A 26016-nucleotide genomic window follows, 5' to 3' on the forward strand; every position below is an offset into this window, starting at 1 on the left:
ATTGTTACACTTCGCCTTCCCTTTTACGCAAAAACCACTCGGTACTTAAGAGCAGCAATAAAGCAAAAAACACCCATTTCAGGTCGATCAGATCACTGTAGTGCTTATCCTCGTACTCAATAGTTTTAACATTCTCATTTTGCCTGATAAGCTGAGCAAGGTGGCCGGCCTGTGAAGGGTAGAGCATTTTTCCGCCCGAGCCTTGTGCTATGCTACGTAACAACTGATGATTGGCAGCACTTTGTTTAGCCTCCAGGTTGAGTTGGGTAACAGTTAGCCTTCCGTTAGCTGTAAAACGCTGTTTGCCTAATGTGGTTGATGCGGTGTAAGTGTATTCGTCTACCGGCAATGGGCCTGCATTTAGCTGGTAACTGTTGCCGTTGCGGCTGAAAACAAAGCTATACTTTTTGCTGTCGGTGTTTTTTAACTCAATGCTTACATCGGGTGTATTTATCAGCTCAAGGGCATCATTATAAAGCTCAGCGTTAAGCAAGATGTCCTCACCTTCGTCAAATACATTCTTTGATGCATAAACCCTGAAACGCTGGCGATTAGCATTAGCTGTAAGGTACTGTATAGCTTGAGTCAGCAATTCTTCAGTAGCGTGATGATTGCAATACTCGCGGTATTCAGCCAGTTGCCAACGCCATAAGCCTTCGGCAGTAAGCACGGCCGCCTTTTTGCCGGTGTTGCCGCTAAAAGCCAATAACGGATAAGCAGTGCTTACATTACCTATTTTCTGCTTCAGCAGCACTAATGCATCGCCGTTGATCTCATAATTTCCAAACGCAGCCATCAATGGGGGCATTTTGGCCAGTTTGTTTTTGGTAGAATCGCTTAAAGTAAAAGCTGAAAATCCAGGTACAGGTTCTGCAAAAACTTCCTGACTTTCGGTGCGCCCGGCAGATACCCTGACCAATTTCTGAGCGTTATTAAATGCCTGCAGATCTGTTTGCGTACCTGCTATGAACCATACAGGTGTCGAGCTTTGCAGAATTGGATTTACCTTGTTATACCCATCAGCCGAAAGCTGGTACAAAATAATCGCACTATAATCGTTAACTTTCAAAGTTCCGGCATCTGCAGTAAGGCTGGTTTTTACCTCATAGTTTTTATTGCTTTCAATTGCTTGCTTAATAACACTTACATCGGGATGTGGGGCATCGTACAATAACAACACTTTTTGGCGGGCATCCAGCACCTCCACATAAATGGTTTCAGTATTGTTTTGCACCGACAATTCGTTTTTCACCGGCGCTACATTGATGGTGAATCTGCGTACGCCCTTCTTATCGGCATTAAGCTTTATGGGAATAACCTCTTTGTATGCGGATGAGTTAACCGTAATATTTTGAGAATAAACCTGGCGACCGTCTTCTGCAACCGTCAACCGCATTGTTTCGCCATTACTTTGATAAGCCTCGGCCAAAACTTCAATTATAAAATCGTTTCCTAAAAATGCGGTTTTGTTGTAGTTTACGTTGCTGATAAGCAGATCTCGCCGGGGAACAGTATCACCAAGAGCTATTGTATAAATTGCGCTTTTGAAATTCTTGGCTTCGTAAGATGGATCGGCGCCTACATTGTAAAGGCCATCTGTAGCTAATATAACGGCGCCTATGTTTCTATTAATATACCTGTCATTCAGTTGATGTAGTGCGTTTGAAATGTCCGTTTGCTTACCGCTAAAAGAAAAATCCAGGTTGTTGTGCAGGGTTTTGTCAAAATGGGATTCCTGTACCTCATATTTATCACCAAGCTGTTTTTGTAGTGAAGTTAAGGCATTTGTCCAGCTATTTGCAGATACTGAATCTTTAAATAATTTGATCGACTCTGAATTATCCTGCGCCACCAACACCAGCGGCTTTTGTGCTTGATAACTGGTTGATTTTATCAAAGGGGATACCAGCAGCAACGCAAGAATAGTAACAACAACTGCCCTAACAGCAAACAAGATATAGTGCAGCGTTTTGTTTAGCTGCACCGGTTGCCTGTACATCAACCATGCGTATAGCAAACCAACAACAGGGCATAATAGTGCCCACCAGCCGGAAACCGATCCCCAGGTAATTGACATCTGTTAATGAATTGCTTGTGATGAATTGTTAGACAGGCACATAAAACCCATACCCGCAAAATGCAAAATTATTGTGAGGTAACAGAACAAAACTTTATACGGATAGGTCCTTTAATGTGGTTCACGTCTACCGGTTCGCCTTTTTGAGTAATAATGATTTTTCCTTTTTCTTGCAATGTTATGGCTGCCGCACGTACCTCATCCATATGTTTACGCCAGTCTGCCGGGAACAATGCTCGCGCGATTTCGCTCGGGCAAACGGTCTTATCCGGTGCGCGCTCGGCAGCCATGGTAAGGACGGTATCAGAAATTGATGAATTGGGCATGTAGCTAACAAAGAAAAGGGGAAATAGCTTTAATATTGAGCATATACGTTTATGAATACCGCGTTTTGGGAGTTACGAGGCAATCTCTTCAGTTCTTAGTTAGGAACGGGTGTGCTTTATGAATCGTCAGTGGATGTTCATTTCTTTTTTTCCGCTAAAAAGAAACGAACCAAAGAAAAAACTCTGCGGCCGCGCCAGCTTGCTTTTAAAAGTTAATGCTTTGGCAGTGCCTGTACTACCCGCAATCTGCCAATGCCGCAATTTGGAAGGTATCGTTAGTTTTGTCTCCACGTCTTTGCGAAGAACGAAGCAATCTCTTCAGTTCTACGTTAGGAATGGGTGTGCTTTATGAATCGTCAGTGGATGTTCATTTCTTTTTTTCCGCTAAAAAGAAACGGATCAAAGAAAACTCTGCGGCCGCGCCAGCTTGCTTTTAAAAGTTAATGCTTTGGCAGTGCCTGTACTACCCGCAATCTGCCAATGCCGCAATTTGGAAGGTATTGTTAGTTTTGCCTCTACCACGTCTTTGCGAGGAACGAAGCAATCTCTTCAGTTCTTCGTTAGGATTCTTTGACTTGGTGGTAAAACTCAATTCAATCGAAGAGCGATGGGTCGACGAAAAACCGGGGCCGATGGTCGAGGTTGTGCGGAGGTAGGATTTTTTCGTCTTGATTTTTTGCTTCCTTTTGTATCAAGACAAAAGAAGTAGCCTCCGCGGCAATGAGCGGACGAACGTTAATTAAAGCACAAACGCTTAAAAACTCTTAGTTAGGAACGGGTGTGCTTTATGAATCGTCAGTGGATGTTCATTTCTTTTTTTCCGCTAAAAAGAAACGAACCAAAGAAAAAACTCTGCGGCCGCGCCAGCTTGCTATGAAAGGCAATGCTTTGGCAATGCCTGTACTACCCGCAATCTGCCAATGCCGCAATTTGAAAGGTATCGTTAGTTTTGTCAGGCCCAAAACTTCTTCACCACGTCTTTTCGAGGACCGAAGCAATCTCTTCAGTTCTTCGTTAGGTTTCTTTGACTTGGTGGTAAAATTCAAATCAATCGAAGAGCGTTGGGCCGACGAAAAACCGGGGCCGATGGGTGAGGCTGTGCGGGGGTAGGATTTTTTCGTCTTGAACTTTTGCTTCTTTTCTTTCAAGAGAAAAGAAGTAGCCTCCGCGGCAATGAGCGGGCGAACGTTAATTAAAGCACAAACGCTTAAAAATTCTTCGCTTAGAACGGATGTGCTTTATGAATCGTCTGTGGATGTACATTCCTTTTTTTCCGCAAAAAAGAAACGGATCAAAGAAAACTCTGCGGCTGCGCCAGCTTGCTTTGAAAGGCAATGCTTTGGCAGTGCCTGTACTACCCGCAATCTGCCAATGCCGCAATTTAAGACAGTGGCGTTAGGTTTGTCATGCTCATTTTAAAACAAAAAAGTCAAAAGCCGCTTTCACAACTTTTGACTTTTTAACTTTATACTTTCGGCTTAACCACTATAACATACCGCCATCAACAGGGATTACCTGGCCGGTAATGTATGCTGCCATGTCTGATGCCAGGAACACACAGGCGTTTGCTACATCTTCTACTTCACCTGCACGTTTAAGCGGGATAGCTGCTGCCCAACCCTCAACCACTTTAGGGTCTAACACATCGGTCATTTCCGTGCGGATAAAGCCCGGCGCTACCACGTTGGTACGAATGTTACGTGAACCCAATTCTTTGGCTACCGATTTAGAGAAACCTATAATCCCTGCTTTGGAAGCGGCATAGTTTGACTGACCGGCATTGCCTTGTACCCCTACTACCGAGCTCATGTTAATGAACACCCCCTTACGGTTCTTCATCATAATTTTTGAGGCGGCTTTGGTAACGTTGAATATCGATTTAAGGTTAACGTCAAGCACTTCGTCCCATTGCTCCTCGGTCATGCGCATTAACAGCCCGTCTTTGGTGATACCTGCGTTATTCACTACAATATCAACAGTGCCAAAATCGGCTACAATATTATTTATCAATTTATCAGCTTCATCAAATTTTGATGCGTCGCTGCGGTAACCTTTTACTTTGGTGCCGAAACTTTGTAACTCTTGCTCAAGCGCCTGGCCTTTCTCTACCGACGACAAGTAAGTGAACGCTACGTTTGCACCATGTTCAGCAAATTTTTCGGCAATTTTGCGGCCTATTCCTTTTGAAGCGCCTGTTACCAGCGCTGTTTTTCCTTCTAATAATTTCATAATTTAAGTATGAGTTTTCGAGTGCGTGAAGGTAAGGATTATGTGGGAAAGTCTGAAACCCGGAAGTCCAAAGTTCAGTACCTAACTATTGCAATATATTTAAAACGGCGGGCAACGCTTTTTGTTAGCAATATATAAGCAAGCTAAATAATGACAGTAGCCAAGATCATCCGCCATCGCCATAAGTACCATCATTACATGAACGACGACCTGAAAGAGGTAAAAGAGGAAACACATTTTAAAATCGTATTCTCCGACCCTGACGAGATGGACCTGTTTAAAGCCTGGATAGCCAAACACGAAGGTGAATACAATTACAACAAGGAGGAAAGCCGCCAGGAAGGCAAATTCCCTAAGGTGCCTATGTTTGACGACGAGATATGCTGGTGCGACATCATGACCTATTACCTGGTACATGTAGCCGGATACAACTTTTACTCGGTAATTGAGCCGTATAAGGGCGAGGTGTATGTAAAAGAAAATGCAGATCAATCAGCAACCACAATTGAAGCAAAGCCTGCAACAGCTAAAACGGCATCACCCAAACAGCAACTTACAGATAAGGATATGGAGTTTGTTGGAAATCCGTCGTAAAAAACAGTTATTTATATACCCGTTTTTTTGCAGTTTATAAATAATCAGCAAAAAAACATAATGTTGAAAATGATGACCATTCTCACCCTAAATCTAAAGAGCTTAGTATTTCTCTGATGTCATATTTGCTTATAGAAGCTTCCTCTGATTTATCAAAAATTGTAATAAGATAAATATCAGTACCCTCTGAGGTTTCTTGAATCACATAAGTTATTACTCTAAAACCACCACTTTTACCTTTGCCTTTAGATGAATCAGCAAGGCGAACTTTATATACATTACCACCATAACTATCACCACTGCGAGGATTTATAAGAAGCGATTCTTCGAGTTGCAACAAGCTTTGCTGTAAGGTGGAGTATTTTTTTAACAACCGCTTTGCTTTTCTAAGAAAGAAAGGCGTTAAATGGACCTTATTTTCCATTTAATAAATCAGACATTTTATAGGAAGCAGACTTTCCTTTTTGAATTTCTTTAACTTCTTTTAAACCAGCTTTAATTTCGGAAAGTACTTTTTCTTTTTTAAGAATACCCTTATCAGTAGAAACTGATAAAACTTCACCACCAAGTTCTTCAACAAACGCTGATAATTTACTTTTTGCTTTTCCCGGAACTTTTATCATCATTGTTGTCATAACTCAAATATAATCAATAGAGCTATAACTTAAATATCTATATTAATTTTTATAGTCCTTCCTGATACTCTTTCTGCAACTCCAATAAACAATTGGCACACAAGCATCCGTCGTACAATTCGCTAACGTATTGCACTTCGTTGATACTTAGCTGCACGGTGCTGCACTGGCATTTGGTATATGCATTGGCCTTGCACTCAAACGGTGCGCTACAGCGTTCGCAATGAAGTATCTCGTGTTTGGCGGAGGTGATCATTTTTTGAAGTCCGAAAGTTGGGAAGACCGTAAGTCCGGAAGATTAGCAATAAAAAATCCGAAAGCAAAGATGAGAAAACATCTTCAACTTTCGGACTTTTACGGACTTTCCTGACTTTCCGACTACTTTAAAACCGGCAAGTCATATATGTATAACGGTATTAGGCAGAGCAGGTAACGCAGCCTTCTTCCATTGAGCAGGTTGGGCCGGCTGGTATTTCATCGGCAACCTGGTTAACCACTTCTGGTATAACAGGCTCCATGTTTTTGCCGCCCTGGCTTTCAATTGTAAATTTAACCGCTTGTGATGCTGCCTGTGTACGCAGGTAATACATACCTGTTTTAAGGCCTTTCTTCCATGCGTAAAAATGCATTGAAGTAAGTTTAGAAGCATTTGGCGAACTAATAAACAAGTTAAGCGATTGCGACTGGCAGATATAAGCGCCCCTGTCGGCAGCCATATCTATAATGTTACGCATCTTGATTTCCCATACGGTTTTGTACAGTTCTTTAATATCGGCAGGTATCTCAGCGATATCCTGGATAGAACCGTTCGCGCTGATGATCCTGTCTTTCATGGCGTTTGTCCACAAGCCGCGGTCAACCAAATCGCGCAATAAGTGTTTGTTTACAATAACAAACTCACCACTCAATACACGGCGTGTATAAATATTTGAGGTATATGGCTCAAAGCACTCGTTGTTACCTAATATTTGCGATGTTGACGCAGTTGGCATCGGCGCAACCAGCAGCGAGTTACGCACGCCGTGGTTCATTACATCAAGGCGCAGGTTGTCCCAATCCCAACGGGTGCTGGCAGGTTTAACATCCCAAAGATCAAACTGGAATTTACCTTCGGACAGCGGCGAACCTTTAAAGGTTTCGTAAGCGCCATCTTTTATAGCCAGGTCTTTAGAAGCGGTCATGGCGGCAAAGTAGATAGTCTCGAATATCTCTTTGTTCAGTTGTTTAGCTTCATCACTTTCAAACGGTAAACGCAGCAGGATAAAAGCATCAGCCAAGCCCTGTACACCTAAACCTATAGGGCGATGGCGCAGGTTTGAGTAACGGGCTTCCTCTACAGGGTAATAGTTGTTATCAATTATCTTATTAAGGTTTAAAGTAGCCTGGTAAGTTACTTCATACAGTTTGTTATGGTCAAATTCGCCATTAATTACAAAACGAGGCAAGGCCAATGATGCCAGGTTACAAACCGCAACTTCTTTATCAGAAGTATACTCCATAATTTCGGTACAAAGGTTTGAGCTTTTTATAGTACCTAAATTTTGCTGGTTTGATTTTGAGTTGGCGGCGTCTTTATATAATAAATATGGCGTACCGGTTTCCACCTGTGCATCTAATACTGCAAACCAAAGTTCCTGCGCTTTGATGGTTTTACGTGCACGGCCTTCTTTTTCGTATTTGGTGTATAATGCTTCAAACTCTTCGCCAAAGCAATCGGCCAGGCCAGGTGCCTCATGCGGGCAAAACAGGCTCCAGTCTTCGTTAGCCTCAACACGTTTCATGAACAAATCTGATACCCAAAGAGCATAGAACAGGTCGCGGGCGCGCATTTCTTCTTTACCGTGGTTTTTACGCAGGTCAAGGAATTCAAAGATATCTGCATGCCATGGTTCCAGGTAGATAGCGAAAGCGCCTTTACGTTTACCGCCGCCCTGATCAACATAACGGGCAGTATCGTTAAACACACGCAGCATAGGGATAATACCGTTGCTGGTACCGTTTGTGCCGCTGATGTATGAACCTGTTGCACGTACATTATGTATGCTAAGGCCAATACCACCCGCACTTTGCGAAATTTTGGCGGTTTGCTTTAATGTATCGTAAATACCATCAATGCTGTCATCTTTCATAGTCAACAGGAAGCATGATGACATTTGAGGTTTTGGTGTGCCCGCATTAAACAAGGTTGGCGTAGCATGGGTGAACCAGCGTTCGCTCATCAGGTTATAGGTTTTGATGGCGCTTTCAACATCCTCTTTGTGGATACCTACTGATACGCGCATAAACAGGTGCTGAGGGCGTTCGGCTATTTTACCATCTATTTTTAACAGGTATGATTTTTCAAGCGTTTTAAAGCCGAAGTAATCAAAACCAAAGTCGCGGTCGTATATAATGCTGCTGTCTAAAAGCTCGGCATTTTTCTGAATGATCTCATAAACATCGTCAGCCAGCAGAGATGCGTTTTTGCCTGTTTTAGGGTCAACGTATTCGTACAGGCGTTTCATGGTTTCAGAGAACGACTTTACAGTGTTTTTATGAAGGTTTGACACTGCGATACGCGATGCAAGTAAAGCATAATCAGGGTGCTTGGTGGTTAACGATGCCGCTGTTTCTGCTGCAAGGTTATCCAGCTCTGAGGTGGTAACACCGTCAAACAAACCTTCAATTACTTTTTTTGCCACATCAATCGGGTCAACCAGTGTGAACCCGTAGCACAGCTTCTCTATGCGTGCTGTGATTTTGTCGAATTTAACCGACTCTCTTCTGCCGTCTCTTTTTACTACGAACATATTGTTTAAGTTTTAGTAGTGAGTAGTTAGTATCAAGTATCAAGACTTTTAACTAACAGATTTAAGTTATTATAAATATTGTAATTAGTACACACCAAGGTATCTTGCTACTTGATACCAGCTACCTGATACTAAAAGTCCTCATCTAATGAGAATGATTTACTTTCTGCGCCGTTCATTACGCCGCTTTTCTGGTAGTCGCCAACACGTTTTTCAAAAAAGTTGGTTTTACCCTGAAGGCTTATCATCTCCATAAAATCAAACGGATTGGTTGCGTTGTAAACTTTTGGATAACCCAGTTCAGACAGCCATCTGTCGGCCACAAACTCAATGTACTGGCTCATCAGTTTGGCGTTCATGCCTATCAGGTTAACCGGCAGTGCATCGGTCACAAATTCTTTTTCTATTTCTACCGCGTCAGTAATAATTTTTGTTACTGCTTCAGTTGAAAGCCTGTTTTCCAACATCTTGTAAAGCAGGCAGGCAAACTCACAGTGTGAACCCTCGTCACGGGATATCAACTCGTTACTAAAAGTAAGGCCCGGCATTAGGCCACGTTTCTTTAACCAGAATATAGAGCAGAAGCTACCCGAAAAGAATATGCCTTCTACCGCTGCAAAGGCAACCAAACGCTCTGCAAAGTTGCCGTTGTTTATCCAGCGCAATGCCCATTCTGCTTTTCTGCCTACACAAGGAACAGTTTCTATAGCGTGGAATAAACGGTCTTTTTCTATCGGGTCTTTTATATAAGTATCGATAAGCAAGGCATAGGTTTCTGAGTGAATGTTTTCCATCATGATCTGGAAGCCATAAAAGCAACGCGCTTCCGGCAACTGCACCTCGCTCATGAAGTTTACTGCCAGGTTTTCATTCACAATACCATCACTGGCAGCAAAAAACGCAAGTACATGCGATATAAAATGCTTTTCGCCCGAATTTAAGTTTTCCCAGTGTTTGATATCGTCGGAAAGGTCTATCTCTTCCGCCGTCCAAAAGCTGGCTTCTGCTTTCTTGTACATCTCCCATATTGCAGGGTATTTGATCGGTAAAATAACAAAGCGGTCTTTGTTCTCTTTCAGCAGTAATTCGGTTTCCTCTTGCATGCCTTTATATTATATTGTTAAAACTCGTTGTCCTGATTTTTTATGTTCATCTATGCCCCAATAATAGCCGACAAGCCTACCATGAGAGTATTTTTCACAAAAGCGAGACATCAATGCCGCGCTTATTTACTCACTTAATTTCACCCTCTCTAAACCCTCTTCTAAACTATTACTTGTTCATCGCCCCATGTATTGCGGAGGCTTATTCCTTTTTTACCGGTAGAAACCGGCAACATAGATGGCCTTAAAAAAATTAGGTACATCAAAGATACTCCATCCAATTATTGACTGTTAGCCTAAGTTTTTAACATCCCCTATAAGTTGTCCACACTTTAAAAGCTCGGGCGAAAATTATTTTATGATGACAAAAAATTCAAGCAGTTAGCAAAGAGACGTTTACAGTGATATTTAAAGTGTTTTAGCGCAAGTAAGAATAATTTTCAGAAAAATTTGCAGGATATAAACATGTTCTTAACATGCTCTAAATCATAAGGTGTGTTATAGGTAAAACGCTTTGAAAACAGTGTTTTTACAAGCGTTTGATGTGTCTTTTTTTGCCTTGAGTTCTCCTGAAATGTTATGTGGAAAAAGATAATCCCCGCCAAAAAATTGGACAGGGATTATTATAGTTTATTAAAAATGCTTTTACTTTTCTAACTCCTCAACCGGTACAAATTTCATTGAAATAGAATTAACGCAATGGCGGGTGTTCTTAGGTGTCATGTATTCGCCTTCAAAAACGTGCCCCAAATGGGCGCCGCAATTAGCACACAATATTTCTGTGCGACGGCCGTCGGCATCGGTTTCGCGCTTTACAGCTCCAGGTATCTCGTCGTCGAAGCTTGGCCAACCGCAAAACGATTCAAACTTATCTTCAGAGTTATACAGAGGCGCATCACAACGCTTACAAACATAAACGCCCTGCGCTTTATTATTTAACAGTTCACCGGTAAACGGCCTCTCTGTTCCTTTGTATAATATTACCCTTTCTTCATCGGGTGTTAATTGATTATATGCCATATTTAATGATTGAATTAATGAATGGTTGAACCAGTGAATAACTGTTCACCTGATCATAAATATACGACAAATAGCCCGGCTTCTTTGTTTGCTGGGCGGATGTTTACACGGAGTTGACTGTTTATCCTAACCCGGAATTAACGGATTTATGGGTTAACCGAATATATAGGGGGTTGTATTTGCTGTCGCGATCTCCCGTCCTTACAAGCATGATTTTCAGCTTCGCTGTCGCGGGCTTTCAGCCCGTAACACAGCATGATTTCAGCTGAACAGGAGGAATTATATAACACTTGTTGCTGCAAGCAATTACTTACAGCAACAAGCTATAGCAATTATCCAATCAGTTGGATCTGTTCTTTGATCTTTTCTTCTATAGCACTGCTTACATTCACCAGGGGCAGGCGCAGCGTGTCGCCGCATACACCCAGGGTTTTAAGCGCCGATTTTACACCTGCCGGGCTGCCTTCGGTAAACATCAGGCGGGTAAACTCTATCATGCTATAATGTGCTGCATGAGCCTTTTTGAAATCACCTTCAAGGCATTTTCTTATCATGTCAGAAAACTGCCTTGGCAAGGCATTACCCACAACAGATATAACGCCTACGCCACCCATTGCTACCATTTGCAGAGAAATAGGGTCATCGCCCGAAATTACCAGGAAGTCTTCAGGTTTGTCGCGAAACAACTGGTTCAACAGATCAAAGCTACCCGAAGCTTCTTTTATCCCGATGATGTTTTTAAACTCCTTTGCCAGCCTTACCGTAGTTTCGGCAGCTATAGATGAACCTGTGCGACTGGGTACGTTATATAATATAACAGGCAGTTTGGTTGCCTGGGCTATTGCTTTATAGTGCTGATAAATACCTTCCTGCGTTGGTTTATTATAATGCGGACTTGCCGACAGGATAGCATCATACCCTTCTACATCAAAAGCGGCAATTTCATTAACAGTTTCGTGAGTGTTATTACCACCAATACCGGCTACCAGGGCAACACGCTTATTAACATACTTTGCAGTGAACTCCCATACCTTCTTCTTTTCTTCCTTGCTCAATGTGGCGCTTTCGCCGGTTGTACCTAATGATACGAGGTACTCCACCCCACCATCAATCAGGTGATCTATCAGCTTTTCTAAAGCCGGATAGTCTACCTGTCCGTCTGCCTGAAAAGGGGTAACCATTGCAACCCCAGTTCCGTAAAATCTGTTCATGTGCGTATGTAATAAAGGGTGCTAAGATAGTAATTTAGTAAATGTGCAGATATGCAAATGTGCAGATATGCAGATGCAGACTGTATTAAAATTGTTTCAAATACGAAGAAAGGTTACAAATCAATAACAAGGCAGCTATATTATTTTATACAACTCACCGCCTTTAGCTCCCATTGCGTCAACAAGCTTCTCCACGGCCGGGTCGCGTTCCAGAACAGGTGCGTGATGTGGTTTAATGCGTGCATCTATAATCAGCGGCCCGCGGCAGCCCCAATGCTTGTGCTCGGTAAAGCTGTTTATGCCATAGATATCATGACTCGGGTTGCTTCGGGTAAAGGTCACCCAAACAAAGTTATTGATGCTGGCAGCAGTAAAGCCTGCATCATCACATAACACTATCAAAGGTAATCCGTTCAGATCCGCTTCACTTAATTGTTCGTCCAGTAACTCTAATATCAGCGGCAAATCGCTTTGCCGGATATTCTTAGGGACTTCTATAGCCAATACGCCCGGCATAACCATTTTGTAATTTATCAACGGTCGCGGTAAGCCAAAACTTTCCGGCAGCTCTGTCCACAATTCACGTTTGATGTCTCCGGCTACCGTAATAGCCACCTTGCTGCCGCTGTTCAGGCCCTCGCCGCTATAATCTAATGTATCTATGGTGGTACGGGTATGAAAGTGAAGGTCGCGTGTCCAGTCGGCACGTTGCAATATATGTTTCAGAAAATCGGCTATGTTATTCACATCCAGCTTCGGGTCATCTTCCTTTGCGGCGATAAACAGGTATTTGGCCAAACTCAATTGCCCCTTACCTAATATATGGTTGGCTATGGTGATGATCTCTGCCGGATGACGCTCTTTTACATAGGGCGTATAACGTTCACTGCCAATTGCAAACAGCAGCGGATGCACTCCGGCAGCATCAACGGCGTTAACAGCATGCAGGCCAGGTATCTCTTTTGGCAGGGCATTGCCGGTTATATTATGTATCAATGCGCCAAAGCTGGTATCCTCCTGCGGCGGGCGGCCAACCACCGTGAACGACCATACAGCATCCTTACGGTGATACACATTATGCACCTTCATCAGTGGGAACGGGTGTTTCAGGCTGTAGTAACCCAAATGATCGCCGAAGGGGCCCTCCGGTTTGTTTTCCATCGGCATAACGGTACCTGTAATTACAAAATCAGCATCGGCAGAAATGCAGAAGCCTTCATTATCATAAAAATACCTGAAACGGCGATTCCCCAGGGCTCCGGCGAAGGTCATTTCGCTTAGTCCCTCAGGTAAAGGCATCACGGCTGCTACCGGATGAGCGGGCGGCCCGCCTACAAATATGCTTACCTTTAAAGGTTGCCCTTTGGCATTTGCCTTTGTTTGATGCACGCCTATGCCCCGGTGCAACTGATAATGCAGGCCTATCTCGCTGTTTTGCAGATAATCGTTACCGGAAAGCTGTATACGGTACATGCCCAGGTTGGCGTTCATAATGCCCGGTTTATCTATATCCTCAGTATAAACCTGTGGCATGGTAACAAACGGGCCTCCATCCATTGGCCAGTTCACTATTTGTGGCAGTTCACTTATCTGTGTACGACCAAAGTTAACCGGCGCATTGCTACTTACTTTCATTGGCAAAGCGGATAAAGCTGTCAGTGCCGTGTTAGCATATTTAAACGGGTGCTTAACAGCTTTTATTGGGTCGTTCTTGATGTCAACCAGCGTTTTTATCTTATCCAGCGTGTCCCTGAAAATAAAGCGAGATCGCTCCAACGTACCAAAAAGGTTAGATACTGCCGGGAATTTACTGCCTTTAACATTTTCGAACAAAACAGCGGGCCCTTCATGTTCAAACACCCGCAGGTGTATGGCTGCCATTTGAAGGTAAGGGTCAACCTCCTGCTTTATACGGATGAGATGTCCGTTTTTTTCCAGATCGGTAATGCACTCCTGTAAACTTTTGTATCCCATTTGGCCCCAAAGATATTACACATTTTGCTGTTTTTACGATATTAATGATGTAACTGGTTTAATGGACTGCTTTCTGATGTGTATTAATTAAGGAACATCCATCCATATAAAACCTTACCTTTACCGTGATTATCATACATAGCCTATGTCTGTACTTGTATTTACTGCTATAATTTTGGTGGGGGCTTATGCTGCCGGATTATTAGGTTCCTTAACAGGGCTTGGCGGCGGTGTGGTTATTATCCCGCTGCTTACTATTCTGCTGGGTGTTGATATCCATTATGCCATTGGTGCGTCGCTCGTATCTGTGATTGCGACGTCATCTGGTTCCGCAGCGGCTTATGTTAAGGAAGGGATTACCAATATCAGACTGGGCATGTTCCTGGAAATTGCTACTACAATTGGCGCTTTAGTTGGCGCGCTGGTAGCGGTTTATATCCCTACACAATATATCGCCGTATTGTTCGGCATCATACTTATTTTCTCAGCATTGATGTCACTTCGTAAAAAGGCTGAGCGTTTCTTATCAAAGCCCACGTACCTGGCTGCTAAACTTAAATTGTATGGCAGCTATCCTGATGGCAGCGGGCAACAAGTTGAGTATGGAGTTACAAGGGTGGCGGGCGGTTTCTCTATGATGTTATTTGCCGGTGTAATATCAGGTTTGTTGGGAATAGGCTCCGGAGCTTTAAAGGTGATAGCCATGGATACTATTATGCGTATTCCTTTTAAGGTATCAACCACTACCAGCAATTTTATGATCGGCGTTACTGCCGCTGCAAGCGCCGTTGTTTACCTGCAGCGCGGATACATCGACCCGGGTATTTCTATGCCTGTAGTGATCGGTGTATTGCTTGGCGCCATGACAGGTTCAAAGATCTTAGTACATACTACATCATCGCGCTGGCTAAGGTGGGTATTTGCCATTGTAGTAACCTTTCTGGCAGGCCAGATGATCTACAACGGGATCACTGGGAAAATATAATGGTGAGTAGTGATTAGAGAGTGATAAATGGTTTACAGATAATAATACAAGTTGATAAAGTTTGTGAATGTTAGGTTATTATTATATTTAGCATTCATATAATATCATTTCAGTTAAAACCAACAACTCACTATTTACCATTAACAACTCCTGCTCCCGTTCACTAAAATGAAACGCCTTTTTACCAATCTTACTTTCCAGGTAATTGTAGCTATATTATTAGGTGTGCTGACGGGCTTGTATTTTAAGGATTTTGCGCCTACTGCACAGCTCATTAGCAAAACTTTCATCAGCCTGATCACCATGCTGATAGCGCCTATCATATTCTTTACCATAGTTTTAGGTATTGCCGGCATGAGTGATATGAAAAAAGTGGGGCGTGTAGGTGGCAAAGCCCTGCTTTATTTTGAACTGGTTACTACCCTGGCGCTAAGCATCGGCGTTGCGGTTGCCAATATCATTAAGCCCGGGGCCAATTTTATCAATACCCATGTTAAGGTGGATGCCTCTAAACTTGCGGCTTATGAAAAGGCTGCTTCGGAAATGAAATGGGGCGAATTCTTCGCTCATATTGTTCCGGGCAACCTGTTTAAAGCTTTTGCCGAGGGCGATATACTGCAAATACTTTTTTTCGCCATACTATTTGGCTTTGGCTTGAGCCGTATGGGGCAGGCAGGGCAATCTGTGATCAACTCGTTCGATAAGCTATCCAAAGTATTCTTCAACATCATGAAGATTGTTATGCGGGTTGCCCCGCTGGGTGCTTTCGGCGGGATGGCCTATACCATCAGCACCTACGGTATAAAAACGCTGCAGCCGCTGGCTATGCTCATGGGGTCAGTGTACCTGACCATGTTCCTGTTCATCTTTGTGGTGCTTAACATCATTGCCCGCCTGTATAAATTCAGCTTGTGGCAATATCTCAAACACATTAAGGAAGAGATACTTATTGTTTTGGGTACATCATCGTCAGAATCGGCCCTGCCCGGAATGATGGAGAAGCTGGAAAAATTTGGCTGCTCAAAATCAGTTGTAGGTTTGGTGATACCGGCCGGTTACTCTTTTAACTTGGATGGTACTACCATCTACCTCAGCATGTCGGTTATATTTTTGGCGCAGGTGTTCAAGATAGATCTTTCCATAGAGCAGCAGTTAACTATCATTGGCATATTGATGCTTACTTCAAAAGGTGCTGCCGGGGTTACCGGCAGTGGTTTTATTGTACTGACATCCACATTGGCGGCTATTAAGATCATTCCGGTTGAAGGCGTCGCCATTTTGTTAGGTGTAGACAGATTTATGAGCGAAGCCCGTGCTATCACCAATGTTATTGGCAATGGGGTGGCCACAATCGTAGTGGCGAAGAGTGAAAAAGAGTTTAATTCACATAACTAAACATGTAATATATGTTTGTTTTTTTGACTCTTCTAAAAGCTGCTTCAATTATTATTTTTTTTGTATTCGCAATAAAAAAAACAGTACCTGCTATGCGTAATGGCGATGGAAAGGCATTAAAAAAAATAGCATTATTATTTCTGGGTTTAATCCTATTTATTGTTTTACTGACAGTGTTTGAATTTGCGCTACTATAGAACCATTTAATTAATCTTAACGGTATCTTTTTTAAAATCAATTTGTGTGGGTGCCTGCGTTGGTTTACGTGTCTGAAACTTTTTATAGCTTTCCTTAATAAACGTTATAAGGTTGTAGTCGGTCATGGCATCAATTTGTGATTGCGGGGGCCGGTAATCCGTCATGAAGGTATTTAAAGAGTCGCCTTTAAGGCGGGTAACCTGGCTTACCAAACCCCGGTTAAAGCGCAGCGCAACATGATTATATTTTTCGCTATTGATCATGTATTGCTGCAGATGATATTGCGGTGTTTTCTTTTTGTTGATTGCTTTAAATATCGAAATAAGGTCCACATTAACAAAGGCAAAAGGAGCGTCGGTAGAACTATGGTGCATCATATCTGTTAATACAGGGCCTTTAAAAGCAAACTCTTTGGCAAACTGGCGCCGGTTATCTATCGAGTCCTGCAGGTAGCGTTTATAAGCTGATATGGTTACCTGGCTAAGGCGTATGCTCTGTGGTATCAGTTCGATCAGCTTGAGCCTGCCGCTAAAAGGGGTTACAGGTATATCCAAAGGCTTATACCCCATGGTTTTGATGTGCAAAGTATCGCTCACATTTTTAATTTGAATACTAAATGCCCCCTGTTCGCTTGTAAATACGTTTGTGCCAGTGGCTGATATCAATATATAAGGCATGGGCTTGTGCGTGTCCTTATCCACGATAGAGCCCGTGACAATTTGAGCGCTCACATTAATGCTTGTGCACAGTAAGCAAAATATAAAAAGGCTTTTCATGATAGCAGGTTGGCTTAGCGTAAAGTTAAACAGTAAAAAGTTATTTATACGTGGTTTAACAATGTTTAACAAATGCTAACCAAACCCTGTACCCTCTTTATGCATAGTTGATTTTTCAAAGTACTGAAAATGTAAATTTTCAAAAATTAGTAGTATGGGTAACTGAGCGAAAGATTTTTTTTTAGCTTTGCCATACAAAAATCAAAAGCCGATGAGCGTTCTCGTTAATAAAGACTCTAAAGTTATAGTGCAAGGTTTTACCGGTAACGAAGGTACTTACCATGCTTCGCAGATGATTGAATATGGTACACAGGTTGTTGGTGGTGTTACGCCTGGCAAAGGTGGCCAAACCCATTTAGACAAACCGGTTTTCAATACCGTAAAAGACGCGGTTGATCAAACCGGGGCCGATGTATCTATCATATTTGTACCGCCTGCATTTGCTGCCGACGCTATTATGGAAGCTGCAGAAGCTGGTATAAAAGTTATTGTCTGTATTACCGAAGGTATCCCTACAAAAGATATGATACAGGTAAAAGAGTATCTGACTGATAAAGACACCCGATTAATTGGCCCTAACTGCCCGGGTATCATTACAGCCGACGAAGCTAAGATTGGTATTATGCCTGGCTTTATCTTTAAAAAAGGTAACGTAGGTGTGGTATCAAAATCTGGTACTTTAACTTATGAAGCAGTTGACCAGGTTGTTAAAGCCGGATTGGGCATCACCACTGCTATTGGTATTGGCGGCGACCCTATTATCGGCACACCAACTAAAGAGGCGGTTGAACTTTTAATGAACGATCCTGATACCCATGGCATCATCATGATAGGTGAAATTGGCGGCGGCATGGAAGCTGAAGCTGCACGCTGGATAAAAGATAACGGAACTAAGCCTGTTGTTGGCTTTATCGCAGGCCAAACAGCTCCTCCGGGACGCCGTATGGGCCACGCCGGCGCAATTGTTGGCGGTGCAGATGATACTGCTGCCGCTAAAATGAAAATAATGCGCGAATGCGGTATCCGCGTGGTTGAGTCGCCGGCTGAAATTGGCGCTGCCATGGCCGAAGAGTTAGCTAAATTAGCATAGATAAAAACAAAGCGAAAGCCTTAATTAAATCAGATCCCGGTTAGCTAATATCCGGGATTTTTTTTGTTTAAAGAATATAATATTAGCTAACAAAAAATCCGGACAGTTAAACTGACCGGATTTTTTATTTAAAGTAAAAATATCTGCTGGATATAATTACTCACCTTTGTTTTTAGTATCCTGAATTTCAAGACGGATCGCTTGTGCTAAGTTCTTAAGGTCTTGCATACCTTTGCGAACGCGGGTACCAGCAGCGCTGTTTCCCTTGTTATAAAATTTGTCAGCATCTGCCTCTAATGATGCAACCAGTTCTTTTACTTCAGTAAATTTTTTCATTGTGACTACTCCTTTAAATTTGAGGTTTATTGTTTTAACTAAAGCTAATCTAAATGCTTTTATCCAAATAAAAAATTTTTTAAATATAAAAACAGTGGCTTAAAAGGGGTTTTTTTCCACATTTCAAGGCTTTTATAGCCTTAAAAGCAGCTCTGTTATAAATGCTTAAACAAGGCGATTACTTATGTTATTGCAGATTTATTTAACAATTTGCTTTTTTTTTATCTTTCGCTTAATTAAAAGGGCAAATAGTTATTAAAACTATATAAATCAGCCTTTTGATATTAAATTAAAAAAACCTGAACGTTAAGCACAGGTTATGAAGTTTCTTAACAAAAAATATCAGGAAGCAATAGCCATCTTGTAAGCACCATCCTTAAGCTTTGCAGCCACTTCAGTAAAAGCATCAAGCGTTTTTTGCACATCATCCAGTGTATGCATGGCTGTAGGTATCAGGCGCAGCATAATCAATCCTTTTGGGATGACCGGGTATACTACAATAGAGCAAAATATACTGTGATTTTCGCGCAGATCGCGGGTGAGGCTAGTAGCTTCTGCCAGGTCACCTTTCAGAAATACAGGGGTAACCATGCTGTTGGTTGCGCCTATATCGAAACCGGCTTCAACCAATCCTTTTTGCAGTGTGCGGGCAACCATCCAAAGATTTTCTCTGAACTGAGGGTTTGCCTTAAGCAGCTCAAAACGCTTTTTAAGCCCCATAACCATAGGCATTGGCAGCGCCTTGGCAAAAGTTTGCGAACGCATATTGTAGCGCAGGTAATTGATGATATTGGTATCTGCCGCTACAAAGGCCCCTATGCCAGCCATTGATTTAGCGAAGGTGCCAAAGTAAACATCTATATCTTTTATACAATCCTGCTCTTCATGTGTACCTGCACCCGTTTTGCCCATAGTACCAAAGCCGTGCGCATCATCAACCAGTACCCTGAACTTATACTTGCTTTTTAGCGCTATAATTTCTTTTAACTTACCCTGTGCGCCAGACATCCCGAAAACCCCTTCGGTAATTACCAGTATGCCGCCACCGGTTTGCATAGTTATACGTTCGGCACGCTGCAATTGCTTTTCAAAGCTTTCTATATCATTATGCTTGTAAACAAAGCGTTTGCCCATATGCAAGCGTACACCATCTATGATACAGGCATGCGATTCGGCATCGTAAACAATAACATCATTACGGTCAACCAGCGCATCTATAATTGATACCATACCCTGGTAGCCATAATTTAATAAAAAGGCAGCCTGTTTACCTACAAAACCGGCCAGGCTATTTTCCAGCTCCTCGTGATGCTTTGTATTGCCCGACATCATCCTTGCGCCCATAGGGTAAGCCATACCATAATCTGCAGCCGCCTTAGCGTCTGCTTCCCGTACTTCAGGGTGATTAGCTAATCCCAGGTAATTATTAAGGCTCCAAACCAAATGTTTTTTACCGTTGAAATACATGTGAGGATGAATCTCTCCCTCGAGCTTAGGAAATGAAAAGTAACCGTGCGACCACTTCTGGTGCTGGCCTATAGGCCCACCTACTGTTTTGTTGATTTTATCGAATAAGTCCAAAATAGTTTTCTCTTAATAAACGTTTGCAAATATACCAGTGGTACAACAGCTATCAAATTATAAACAAAAAAGCCCCTGCAATGTTGCGAGGGGCCTATATAGGGTTTTAATCAATTAGTCGACATTATCATGAAGAAAAGAGTTGTTGTTTCTGATCTCTGTTTTCCCTTCACTATCGGGCAATAAAGAGAACCTGGACACCTGGCTTTCGTCTGACGCAGGTGTTTGCTGAAGGGCAATTTCCTTACGTTTATAAGCAGGCACATTTTCCAGCTCCTGGATGTTACCATTACGCAGTTTCATGCTCAGATCTTTAAGGCGCATAATGCGCTCGCGCGATTTACGTAACTGCTCTTCAATAGATTCATCGGTTTTGCCTTCATCAGCATTTTGTACTTCAGGCTCCGGTTCGGGTTCGGGCTCCTGAACTTTTGCCGCAACCGGCTCAAAATTCATAACGGTTTCTGTCACCTTGAAAGTGAACTCTGTTGAATCGTTTTCTTCAACAGCAGGCTGTTCTTCATTAAGGTTATACTTAACAATGTTATTATCTTTTGCATCCTGCTCTTCGGCACGCGCAAACAAATCGAACAAACCGGTTTGTTTTGGCTCTTCTTTAGGAGTTTTCATGTAAGGCTGAGATACCAGGTCGGCATCGTTTTTAACCGGAGTGATAAACTCGTTTACAGGCTTAACAAGCGGCTCGTTCTCTGGCACCAGCATAGATACTATCTTTTTATTGCTGTTTTCTTTCTCGCGCTCATCTTTAGTTTGGAAACCGGTTGCGATGATAGTTACAGAAAGTTTGTCGCCCAAATTTTCGTCGCGGCAATTACCCCAAATCAGGTCGGCAGCCAAACCAGCTTCTTCCTGGATGTAATCGGTAATAACGCTTACCTCATCCATAGTAACCTCGTTATCGCCAGAACTGATGTTAAGCAGGATATAGCGCGCACCTTCAATCTCGTTATCTTTCAACAAAGGTGAAGCCAAAGCGCCTTCTACAGCTTTTAAAGCACGGTTTTCACCATCTGCCGAGCAACTGCCCATTATAGATACGCCACTGTCTTTCATTACAGTGCGCACATCTTTAAAGTCCACGTTGATATAACCAGGTAAGGTTATAATCTCTGCAATACCTTTGGCTGCTGTAGTTAATATGTTATCGGCCTGTGCAAATGCCGAGCTCATTGTAAGGTTGCCAAATATCTGGCGTAACCTGTCGTTTGAGATCACCAGGTAAGAGTCTACATATTTCTTTAACTCTTCCATTCCTTCCTCGGCCTGCATCTTACGGCGCTTACCTTCAAAAGAAAATGGAGTGGTAATGATACCTACGGTAAGGATATCCAACTCCCGTGCTGCCTTGGCAATAATAGGGCTTGCACCTGTACCGGTACCACCGCCCATACCAGCTGTAATAAACAGCATCTTGGTATTCGTGCCAAGCATTTGCTTAATGTCATCGATGTTTTCTATAGCCGAATTTTTTCCCACTTCAGGGATAGAGCCGGCGCCCATACCTTCGGTTAAGCTTGCACCTAACTGAACTTTGTTAGGGATAGGGCTTAGCTCAAGGGCCTGCGCATCAGTGTTGCAAATTATGAAATCAACACCGGTGATTCCCTGCCTGTACATATGGTTTACTGCGTTGCCGCCGCCACCGCCAACACCAATAACTTTGATGATTGACGATTTTTCCTTTAACATCTCAAACTGCATAATCCTTATTTTCAGCTATATGTATTTCGATGATTAGATAGATTTTCTTATCGTAATATTAATATTTTTTCCACAAGGTTTATCCACAAATGTCAATAATGTGGAAAAGTTTTCTTTTGTGAATAATTTGATAAACCCCAAGTATAGATTTAATCGCCTTGCCACCATCTCTGCTGTGCAAAGAGAGGTAAGGTTGATATCTTACTTCAGGAAATCCTCATCCTTTATATCATCCTTTATAAATTTTTTCCCCGACTCCAGTATTTTCGTCAATAAGCCAAACTTGCGCTCATCGGTATATTTTGCTTTTTCTGTTTTAACAGTTGCGGCAACAGGTGTTTGTACAATGCCTTCATACTCCATTTTCTGGATTCCCTTAATCAGCAGGCCAATGCCAGTTGCGAAGGTCGGGCTTTGCAGGTCTTCATAGGTGCCTTTAGGCAACACTTCGTTTTTAGCCAAATGCTCGTTTGGATAGCCTACTCGGCAATCCAGGCCGGTTACATATTCTATCAGTTGGGTAAGGTGCTTAAGCTGCGCGCCGCCACCGGTTACCACAATACCTGCAATTAGTTTTTTCTCGTAACCTGATGATTTGATCTCATAATATACATGCTCTATGATCTCTTCCATACGTGCCTGTATTACAAAAGCCAGGTTTTTAACCGAGATCTCCTTCGGCTCGCGGCCGCGCAAACCCGGAACACAAACTATTTCATTTTCCTTGTTTTCTTCAGCCAGCGCAGATCCAAACCTTACTTTTAATTGCTCGGCAATATTGCGCATAACAGAGCAGCCTTCGCGGATATCTTCGGTCACACTGTTGCCCCCAAACGGAATTACCGCAGTATGGCGGATAATACCTTCATGAAAGATAGCGACATCGGTAGTGCCACCACCGATATCAACCAGTACTACACCGGCTTCTTTCTCTTCGTCGCTTAAAACAGACTCTGATGACGCCAGTGGCTCCAGTATCAGTTCCTGGCTCTCCAGCTGAGCTTTGTTAACACATTTAACAATATTTTTGATGGCAGTAACCTGACCCGAAATGATATGGAAGTTGGCTTCGAGGCGCACGCCTGCCATACCGATAGGGTCTTTTATACCCGGCTCGTTGTCTACAGTAAACTCCTGTGGCAGCACATGGATAATTTCTTCCCCCGGAGGCATAACCAGGTTGTACATATCCTCAACCAGTTTATCAATATCTTTACGACTGATCTCAGAACTTAGATCCTTACGGGTTATAAGGCCCCTGTGCTGCAAACTTTTTATATGCTGACCGGCAATACCGACATTTACTACCCTTATCTCCACATTTGATTGCGACCCTGCTACATCAACCGCCTGGGTAATGCCCTGTACGGTTTTATCTATATTAGATACCATACCACGCGTAACCCCTGCCGACTCCGCCTTACCTATTCCTAAAACCTCTATCTTGCCGTTCCTGCTCCTACGGCCAACTATTGCGCAGATCTTGGTAGTACCAATATCAAGGCCTACCACTATTGGCGAACTCTTCTCATGTGTCGAACTTTTGTCCATATACTTTTAGTTTTTAATAGATGTCTTTTTATCTGCATTATCTATAACCGGCACATCATCTCCATTTACAGCTGAATCTCTCTTTGCTCTTAACATTGCTTTTTCAGCAGAATCGGCCATGAAAGCCTTGCGCCTTTTAAGCGAATCGAGCAATGTTTCGTTCTTTACACCAACTACCTGGTTATAATATTTTATATTGATCAATTTATAGGCATCCCAGCCAACCAAAGGCAGCGCCTGTTTATAAAATGCCTTCAGGTTATTGAATTTAACCTCTAATGAGTCGGCATTTCCTAACAAAATGCGCTGGTTGCCTACCCTTGGTACCAGTTCTATTTCGTGATCGGTATTTACATAAATCTGTGCTATCTGCGCATCCCATAAAGAATCCTTCCTGATGAAATCGGCAGTTTTATAAATATCTTTTGCCAGCGCGGTATGCAGCGAGTCTACCCGGTTGGCAAACAACTCGTCGATACTACCGTTGGCTACCAGCACCTTCGCTGTGAAGTTTGGCGACAGCGGCATTTTAAGCCCGTGCTCGTCAACGTAAAAGTCTTGGTCAAAACGGTTCATTATACGCAGCATAGTCTTACGCTGCACCACTTCTACCTCTAATGTGCCATCCATATCCTCATACACATTAGCATACTCTACAAACGGGTTACGCTTTAACCTTTTCTCCAGTTGTTGTATGTCGATATTTTTAAGCTTGCGGCCAACCAGGTTGTTGCTGCTTACCAGCAAAATATTATCAATTTCCTGCCTGTCTATAAAATACTGGTTGCCGGGAATGAAGATTTTTACTTTTTTACATGCCAGCTCATCCTTTTTAACTTCAATGAAACTCATAAGCACCACCAGGCCGGCCAGGCTTACCAGCCAGCCAAAACCTATTAAAAGTGGTTTCCATACGCGTTTCTTAAACATTTTGCAATGCGTTTTTAAATGGTTGAACCATAGCATCAATATCTCCTGCGCCTACTGTTAAAAGTAGCTCAGGTTTTTCAAAGCGCACAATATCAACGGCTTCTTGTTTTCCACATTTCCGTTTATTCAACATTTTCATTCTGCTGAGTATCATATCACTGTTTACGCCGTGTATAGGTAACTCGCGTGCCGGATAGATATCAAGCAATATTGTTTCATCAGCCATATCCAGCACTTCGGCAAACCCGTCGGCAAAATCACGCGTACGGGTGAATAAATGTGGCTGAAAGATCACCGTAAGCTTTTTATCAGGATATAACCTTTTTACTGATGTTATGGCTGCACGCAGCTCTTCCGGGTGGTGCGCATAATCATCAATAAACACTTGCTCTTTTGTTTTGATGATATACTCAAAACGGCGTTTGATACCTTTAAAAGAACCTAATGCTTCCCGTATAGCATCAGGCTCAACCTCTACATGTAAAGCTGCCTCTATGGCTGCCACAGCATTTTCAACATTGTGCAGGCCCGCAATTCCCATGCGTATGTTAGGGATACTTACCTTGCCGTCGGTAAAATCAAAAAAGAAGCTACCGTCTGCAATGCGCACATTAACAGCCATGGCCTGAGCCTCATCGTTAATAGCGTAGGTAAAGCCATTCCCTAATGGCAGCCCTTTATGATATATCAGTGTACCTCCCTGTTTTATTTGCGAAGCGAACAAACGAAATGATTCTTCCAGGCTTGAGTGATCTCCGTATATATCAAGATGGTCCGCATCCATAGATGTTACTATGGCAACATCCGGGTACAGGGTAAGGAAAGAACGATCATACTCATCGGCCTCAACCACTACAATATTGTTGCTGCCAAAAAGCACGTTGGTTTCATAATTGGAGGATATGCCTCCCAAAAAGGCAGAACAATCCTTACCAGAGTCTTTCAGGATATGTGCTATCATACCCGAGGTAGTAGTTTTACCATGCGTACCGGCCACCGCAATAGTGAACATACCTTTACTAATAATACCTAATACCTGGGAGCGCTTGTATACTTCGAAACCCTTATGTTTAAAGTAATTTAGTATAACGGAATCTTTTGGAATAGCCGGCGTATAAATAAGCAGGGTACCTTTATCAGGCTGCAAAAAGCTTATGGGTATTCCCTCAACCCTGTCCTCATAAATTATACAAATACCCTCGTTGTGCAACGCCTCTGTTAAAGGCGTGTGGGTTTTATCGTATCCGCAAACAACACAACCTAAGTGATGGAAATAGCGCGCAAGGCCGCTCATGCCTATGCCGCCAATCCCTACAAGGTATACCCGTTTTATGTTGTTTAGCTCCATATTGGTAAATGGTAAGTAAGTGAGTGGTGAGTGGTTTTACAATCACCCCAATCGCTTCCTAACACAATTTTATTTTATTATTAATCACTAATTAACTATTTCCAAAATCACACAATCAACTACTCACCACCAAAAAAGCCCCCTGC

Annotated in this window: 23 protein-coding genes; 4 read left to right on the forward strand and 19 right to left on the reverse strand. The window is 42.7% G+C overall.

Annotation, left to right across the window (positions count from 1 at the left end; genetic code table 11):
* Positions 1–4 precede the first annotated feature (4 nt).
* The 4 genes from ACFQZX_RS03140 to fabG form a co-directional block, all read right to left on the reverse strand.
* The gene (locus ACFQZX_RS03140) at positions 5–2077 is read right to left on the reverse strand and encodes a hypothetical protein (protein WP_377111221.1); all 2073 of its coding nucleotides are present in this window, start codon (positions 2075–2077) and stop codon (positions 5–7) included.
* 68 nt (positions 2078–2145) lie between these two features.
* Positions 2146–2403 (reverse strand): DUF3253 domain-containing protein, encoded by a 258-nt coding sequence (locus ACFQZX_RS03145; RefSeq protein ID WP_377111222.1) that lies wholly within the window; start codon positions 2401–2403, stop codon positions 2146–2148.
* Between the two features lie 806 nt (positions 2404–3209).
* Positions 3210–3551, reverse strand: a complete 342-nt coding sequence (locus ACFQZX_RS03150) for a hypothetical protein (RefSeq protein ID WP_377111224.1) — start codon at positions 3549–3551, stop codon at positions 3210–3212.
* A gap of 337 nt (positions 3552–3888) precedes the next feature.
* Positions 3889–4632: a 3-oxoacyl-[acyl-carrier-protein] reductase gene (gene fabG, locus ACFQZX_RS03155; RefSeq protein ID WP_377111226.1), complete on the reverse strand. Its 744-nt coding sequence runs from the start codon at positions 4630–4632 to the stop codon at positions 3889–3891.
* 150 nt (positions 4633–4782) lie between these two features.
* Here fabG and ACFQZX_RS03160 point away from each other — a divergent pair, with 150 nt between their 5' ends.
* Positions 4783–5226 carry a hypothetical protein gene (locus ACFQZX_RS03160; protein ID WP_377111227.1) on the forward strand — a complete coding sequence of 148 codons (444 nt, stop codon included), beginning with the start codon at positions 4783–4785 and terminating at the stop codon, positions 5224–5226.
* A gap of 82 nt (positions 5227–5308) precedes the next feature.
* Here ACFQZX_RS03160 and ACFQZX_RS03165 read toward each other — a convergent pair whose 3' ends face one another.
* From ACFQZX_RS03165 to ACFQZX_RS03200, 8 genes are all read right to left on the reverse strand, one after another.
* Entirely contained in the window at positions 5309–5650 is a 342-nt protein-coding gene (locus ACFQZX_RS03165; RefSeq protein ID WP_377111228.1) for a type II toxin-antitoxin system RelE/ParE family toxin, read from the reverse strand.
* Positions 5640–5852 (reverse strand): hypothetical protein, encoded by a 213-nt coding sequence (locus ACFQZX_RS03170; RefSeq protein ID WP_377111230.1) that lies wholly within the window; start codon positions 5850–5852, stop codon positions 5640–5642. The genes ACFQZX_RS03165 and ACFQZX_RS03170 overlap by 11 nt, the downstream gene beginning before the upstream one ends.
* Before the next feature lie 58 nt (positions 5853–5910).
* On the reverse strand, positions 5911–6117 hold the full coding sequence (locus tag ACFQZX_RS03175; protein WP_377111232.1) for a cysteine-rich CWC family protein: 207 nt from the start codon (positions 6115–6117) through the stop codon (positions 5911–5913).
* Between the two features lie 160 nt (positions 6118–6277).
* Positions 6278–8650: a ribonucleoside-diphosphate reductase subunit alpha gene (locus tag ACFQZX_RS03180; RefSeq protein WP_377111234.1), complete on the reverse strand. Its 2373-nt coding sequence runs from the start codon at positions 8648–8650 to the stop codon at positions 6278–6280.
* 131 nt (positions 8651–8781) lie between these two features.
* Positions 8782–9753, reverse strand: a complete 972-nt coding sequence (locus ACFQZX_RS03185; RefSeq protein ID WP_377111236.1) for a ribonucleoside-diphosphate reductase small subunit — start codon at positions 9751–9753, stop codon at positions 8782–8784.
* Positions 9754–10398: 645 nt separating this feature from the next.
* Positions 10399–10773 (reverse strand): methionine-R-sulfoxide reductase, encoded by a 375-nt coding sequence (locus ACFQZX_RS03190; protein ID WP_377111237.1) that lies wholly within the window; start codon positions 10771–10773, stop codon positions 10399–10401.
* 332 nt (positions 10774–11105) lie between these two features.
* Positions 11106–11984, reverse strand: a complete 879-nt coding sequence (gene dapA / locus ACFQZX_RS03195) for a 4-hydroxy-tetrahydrodipicolinate synthase (RefSeq protein WP_377111238.1) — start codon at positions 11982–11984, stop codon at positions 11106–11108.
* A 135-nt stretch (positions 11985–12119) separates the two neighbouring features.
* Positions 12120–13958, reverse strand: a complete 1839-nt coding sequence (locus ACFQZX_RS03200; RefSeq protein WP_377111240.1) for a UbiD family decarboxylase — start codon at positions 13956–13958, stop codon at positions 12120–12122.
* A gap of 145 nt (positions 13959–14103) precedes the next feature.
* Here ACFQZX_RS03200 and ACFQZX_RS03205 point away from each other — a divergent pair, with 145 nt between their 5' ends.
* Both ACFQZX_RS03205 and dctA read left to right on the forward strand, forming a co-directional pair.
* Positions 14104–14943 (forward strand): sulfite exporter TauE/SafE family protein, encoded by an 840-nt coding sequence (locus tag ACFQZX_RS03205; RefSeq protein ID WP_377111241.1) that lies wholly within the window; start codon positions 14104–14106, stop codon positions 14941–14943.
* 168 nt (positions 14944–15111) lie between these two features.
* Entirely contained in the window at positions 15112–16338 is a 1227-nt protein-coding gene (gene dctA, locus ACFQZX_RS03210) for a C4-dicarboxylate transporter DctA (RefSeq protein ID WP_377111243.1), read from the forward strand.
* Positions 16339–16541: 203 nt separating this feature from the next.
* Here the strand turns inward: dctA and ACFQZX_RS03215 are convergent, their stop codons facing one another.
* The gene (locus ACFQZX_RS03215) at positions 16542–17267 is read right to left on the reverse strand and encodes a carboxypeptidase-like regulatory domain-containing protein (RefSeq protein WP_377111245.1); all 726 of its coding nucleotides are present in this window, start codon (positions 17265–17267) and stop codon (positions 16542–16544) included.
* Between the two features lie 256 nt (positions 17268–17523).
* Here ACFQZX_RS03215 and sucD point away from each other — a divergent pair, with 256 nt between their 5' ends.
* Positions 17524–18402 carry a succinate--CoA ligase subunit alpha gene (gene sucD, locus ACFQZX_RS03220; RefSeq protein ID WP_377111246.1) on the forward strand — a complete coding sequence of 293 codons (879 nt, stop codon included), beginning with the start codon at positions 17524–17526 and terminating at the stop codon, positions 18400–18402.
* Positions 18403–18558: 156 nt separating this feature from the next.
* Here sucD and ACFQZX_RS03225 read toward each other — a convergent pair whose 3' ends face one another.
* The 6 genes from ACFQZX_RS03225 to murC form a co-directional block, all read right to left on the reverse strand.
* A complete protein-coding gene (locus ACFQZX_RS03225; RefSeq protein ID WP_377111247.1) occupies positions 18559–18738 on the reverse strand; it encodes a histone H1 in 180 nt (59 codons plus the stop codon).
* A gap of 342 nt (positions 18739–19080) precedes the next feature.
* Positions 19081–20319 (reverse strand): aminotransferase class I/II-fold pyridoxal phosphate-dependent enzyme, encoded by a 1239-nt coding sequence (locus tag ACFQZX_RS03230; RefSeq protein ID WP_377111249.1) that lies wholly within the window; start codon positions 20317–20319, stop codon positions 19081–19083.
* A 114-nt stretch (positions 20320–20433) separates the two neighbouring features.
* A complete protein-coding gene (gene ftsZ, locus ACFQZX_RS03235) occupies positions 20434–22041 on the reverse strand; it encodes a cell division protein FtsZ (RefSeq protein ID WP_377111250.1) in 1608 nt (535 codons plus the stop codon).
* 201 nt (positions 22042–22242) lie between these two features.
* Complete coding sequence (gene ftsA / locus ACFQZX_RS03240; protein WP_377111252.1) at positions 22243–23592, reverse strand: cell division protein FtsA; 1350 nt, start codon at positions 23590–23592, stop codon at positions 22243–22245.
* Positions 23593–23598: 6 nt separating this feature from the next.
* Positions 23599–24522 (reverse strand): cell division protein FtsQ/DivIB, encoded by a 924-nt coding sequence (locus ACFQZX_RS03245; protein WP_377111254.1) that lies wholly within the window; start codon positions 24520–24522, stop codon positions 23599–23601.
* A complete protein-coding gene (murC, locus tag ACFQZX_RS03250; protein ID WP_377111256.1) occupies positions 24515–25870 on the reverse strand; it encodes a UDP-N-acetylmuramate--L-alanine ligase in 1356 nt (451 codons plus the stop codon). The genes ACFQZX_RS03245 and murC overlap by 8 nt, the downstream gene beginning before the upstream one ends.
* Positions 25871–26016: the final 146 nt, after the last annotated feature.

The organism is Mucilaginibacter litoreus (assembly GCF_042676805.1).
Lineage (GTDB): Bacteria > Bacteroidota > Bacteroidia > Sphingobacteriales > Sphingobacteriaceae > Mucilaginibacter > Mucilaginibacter litoreus.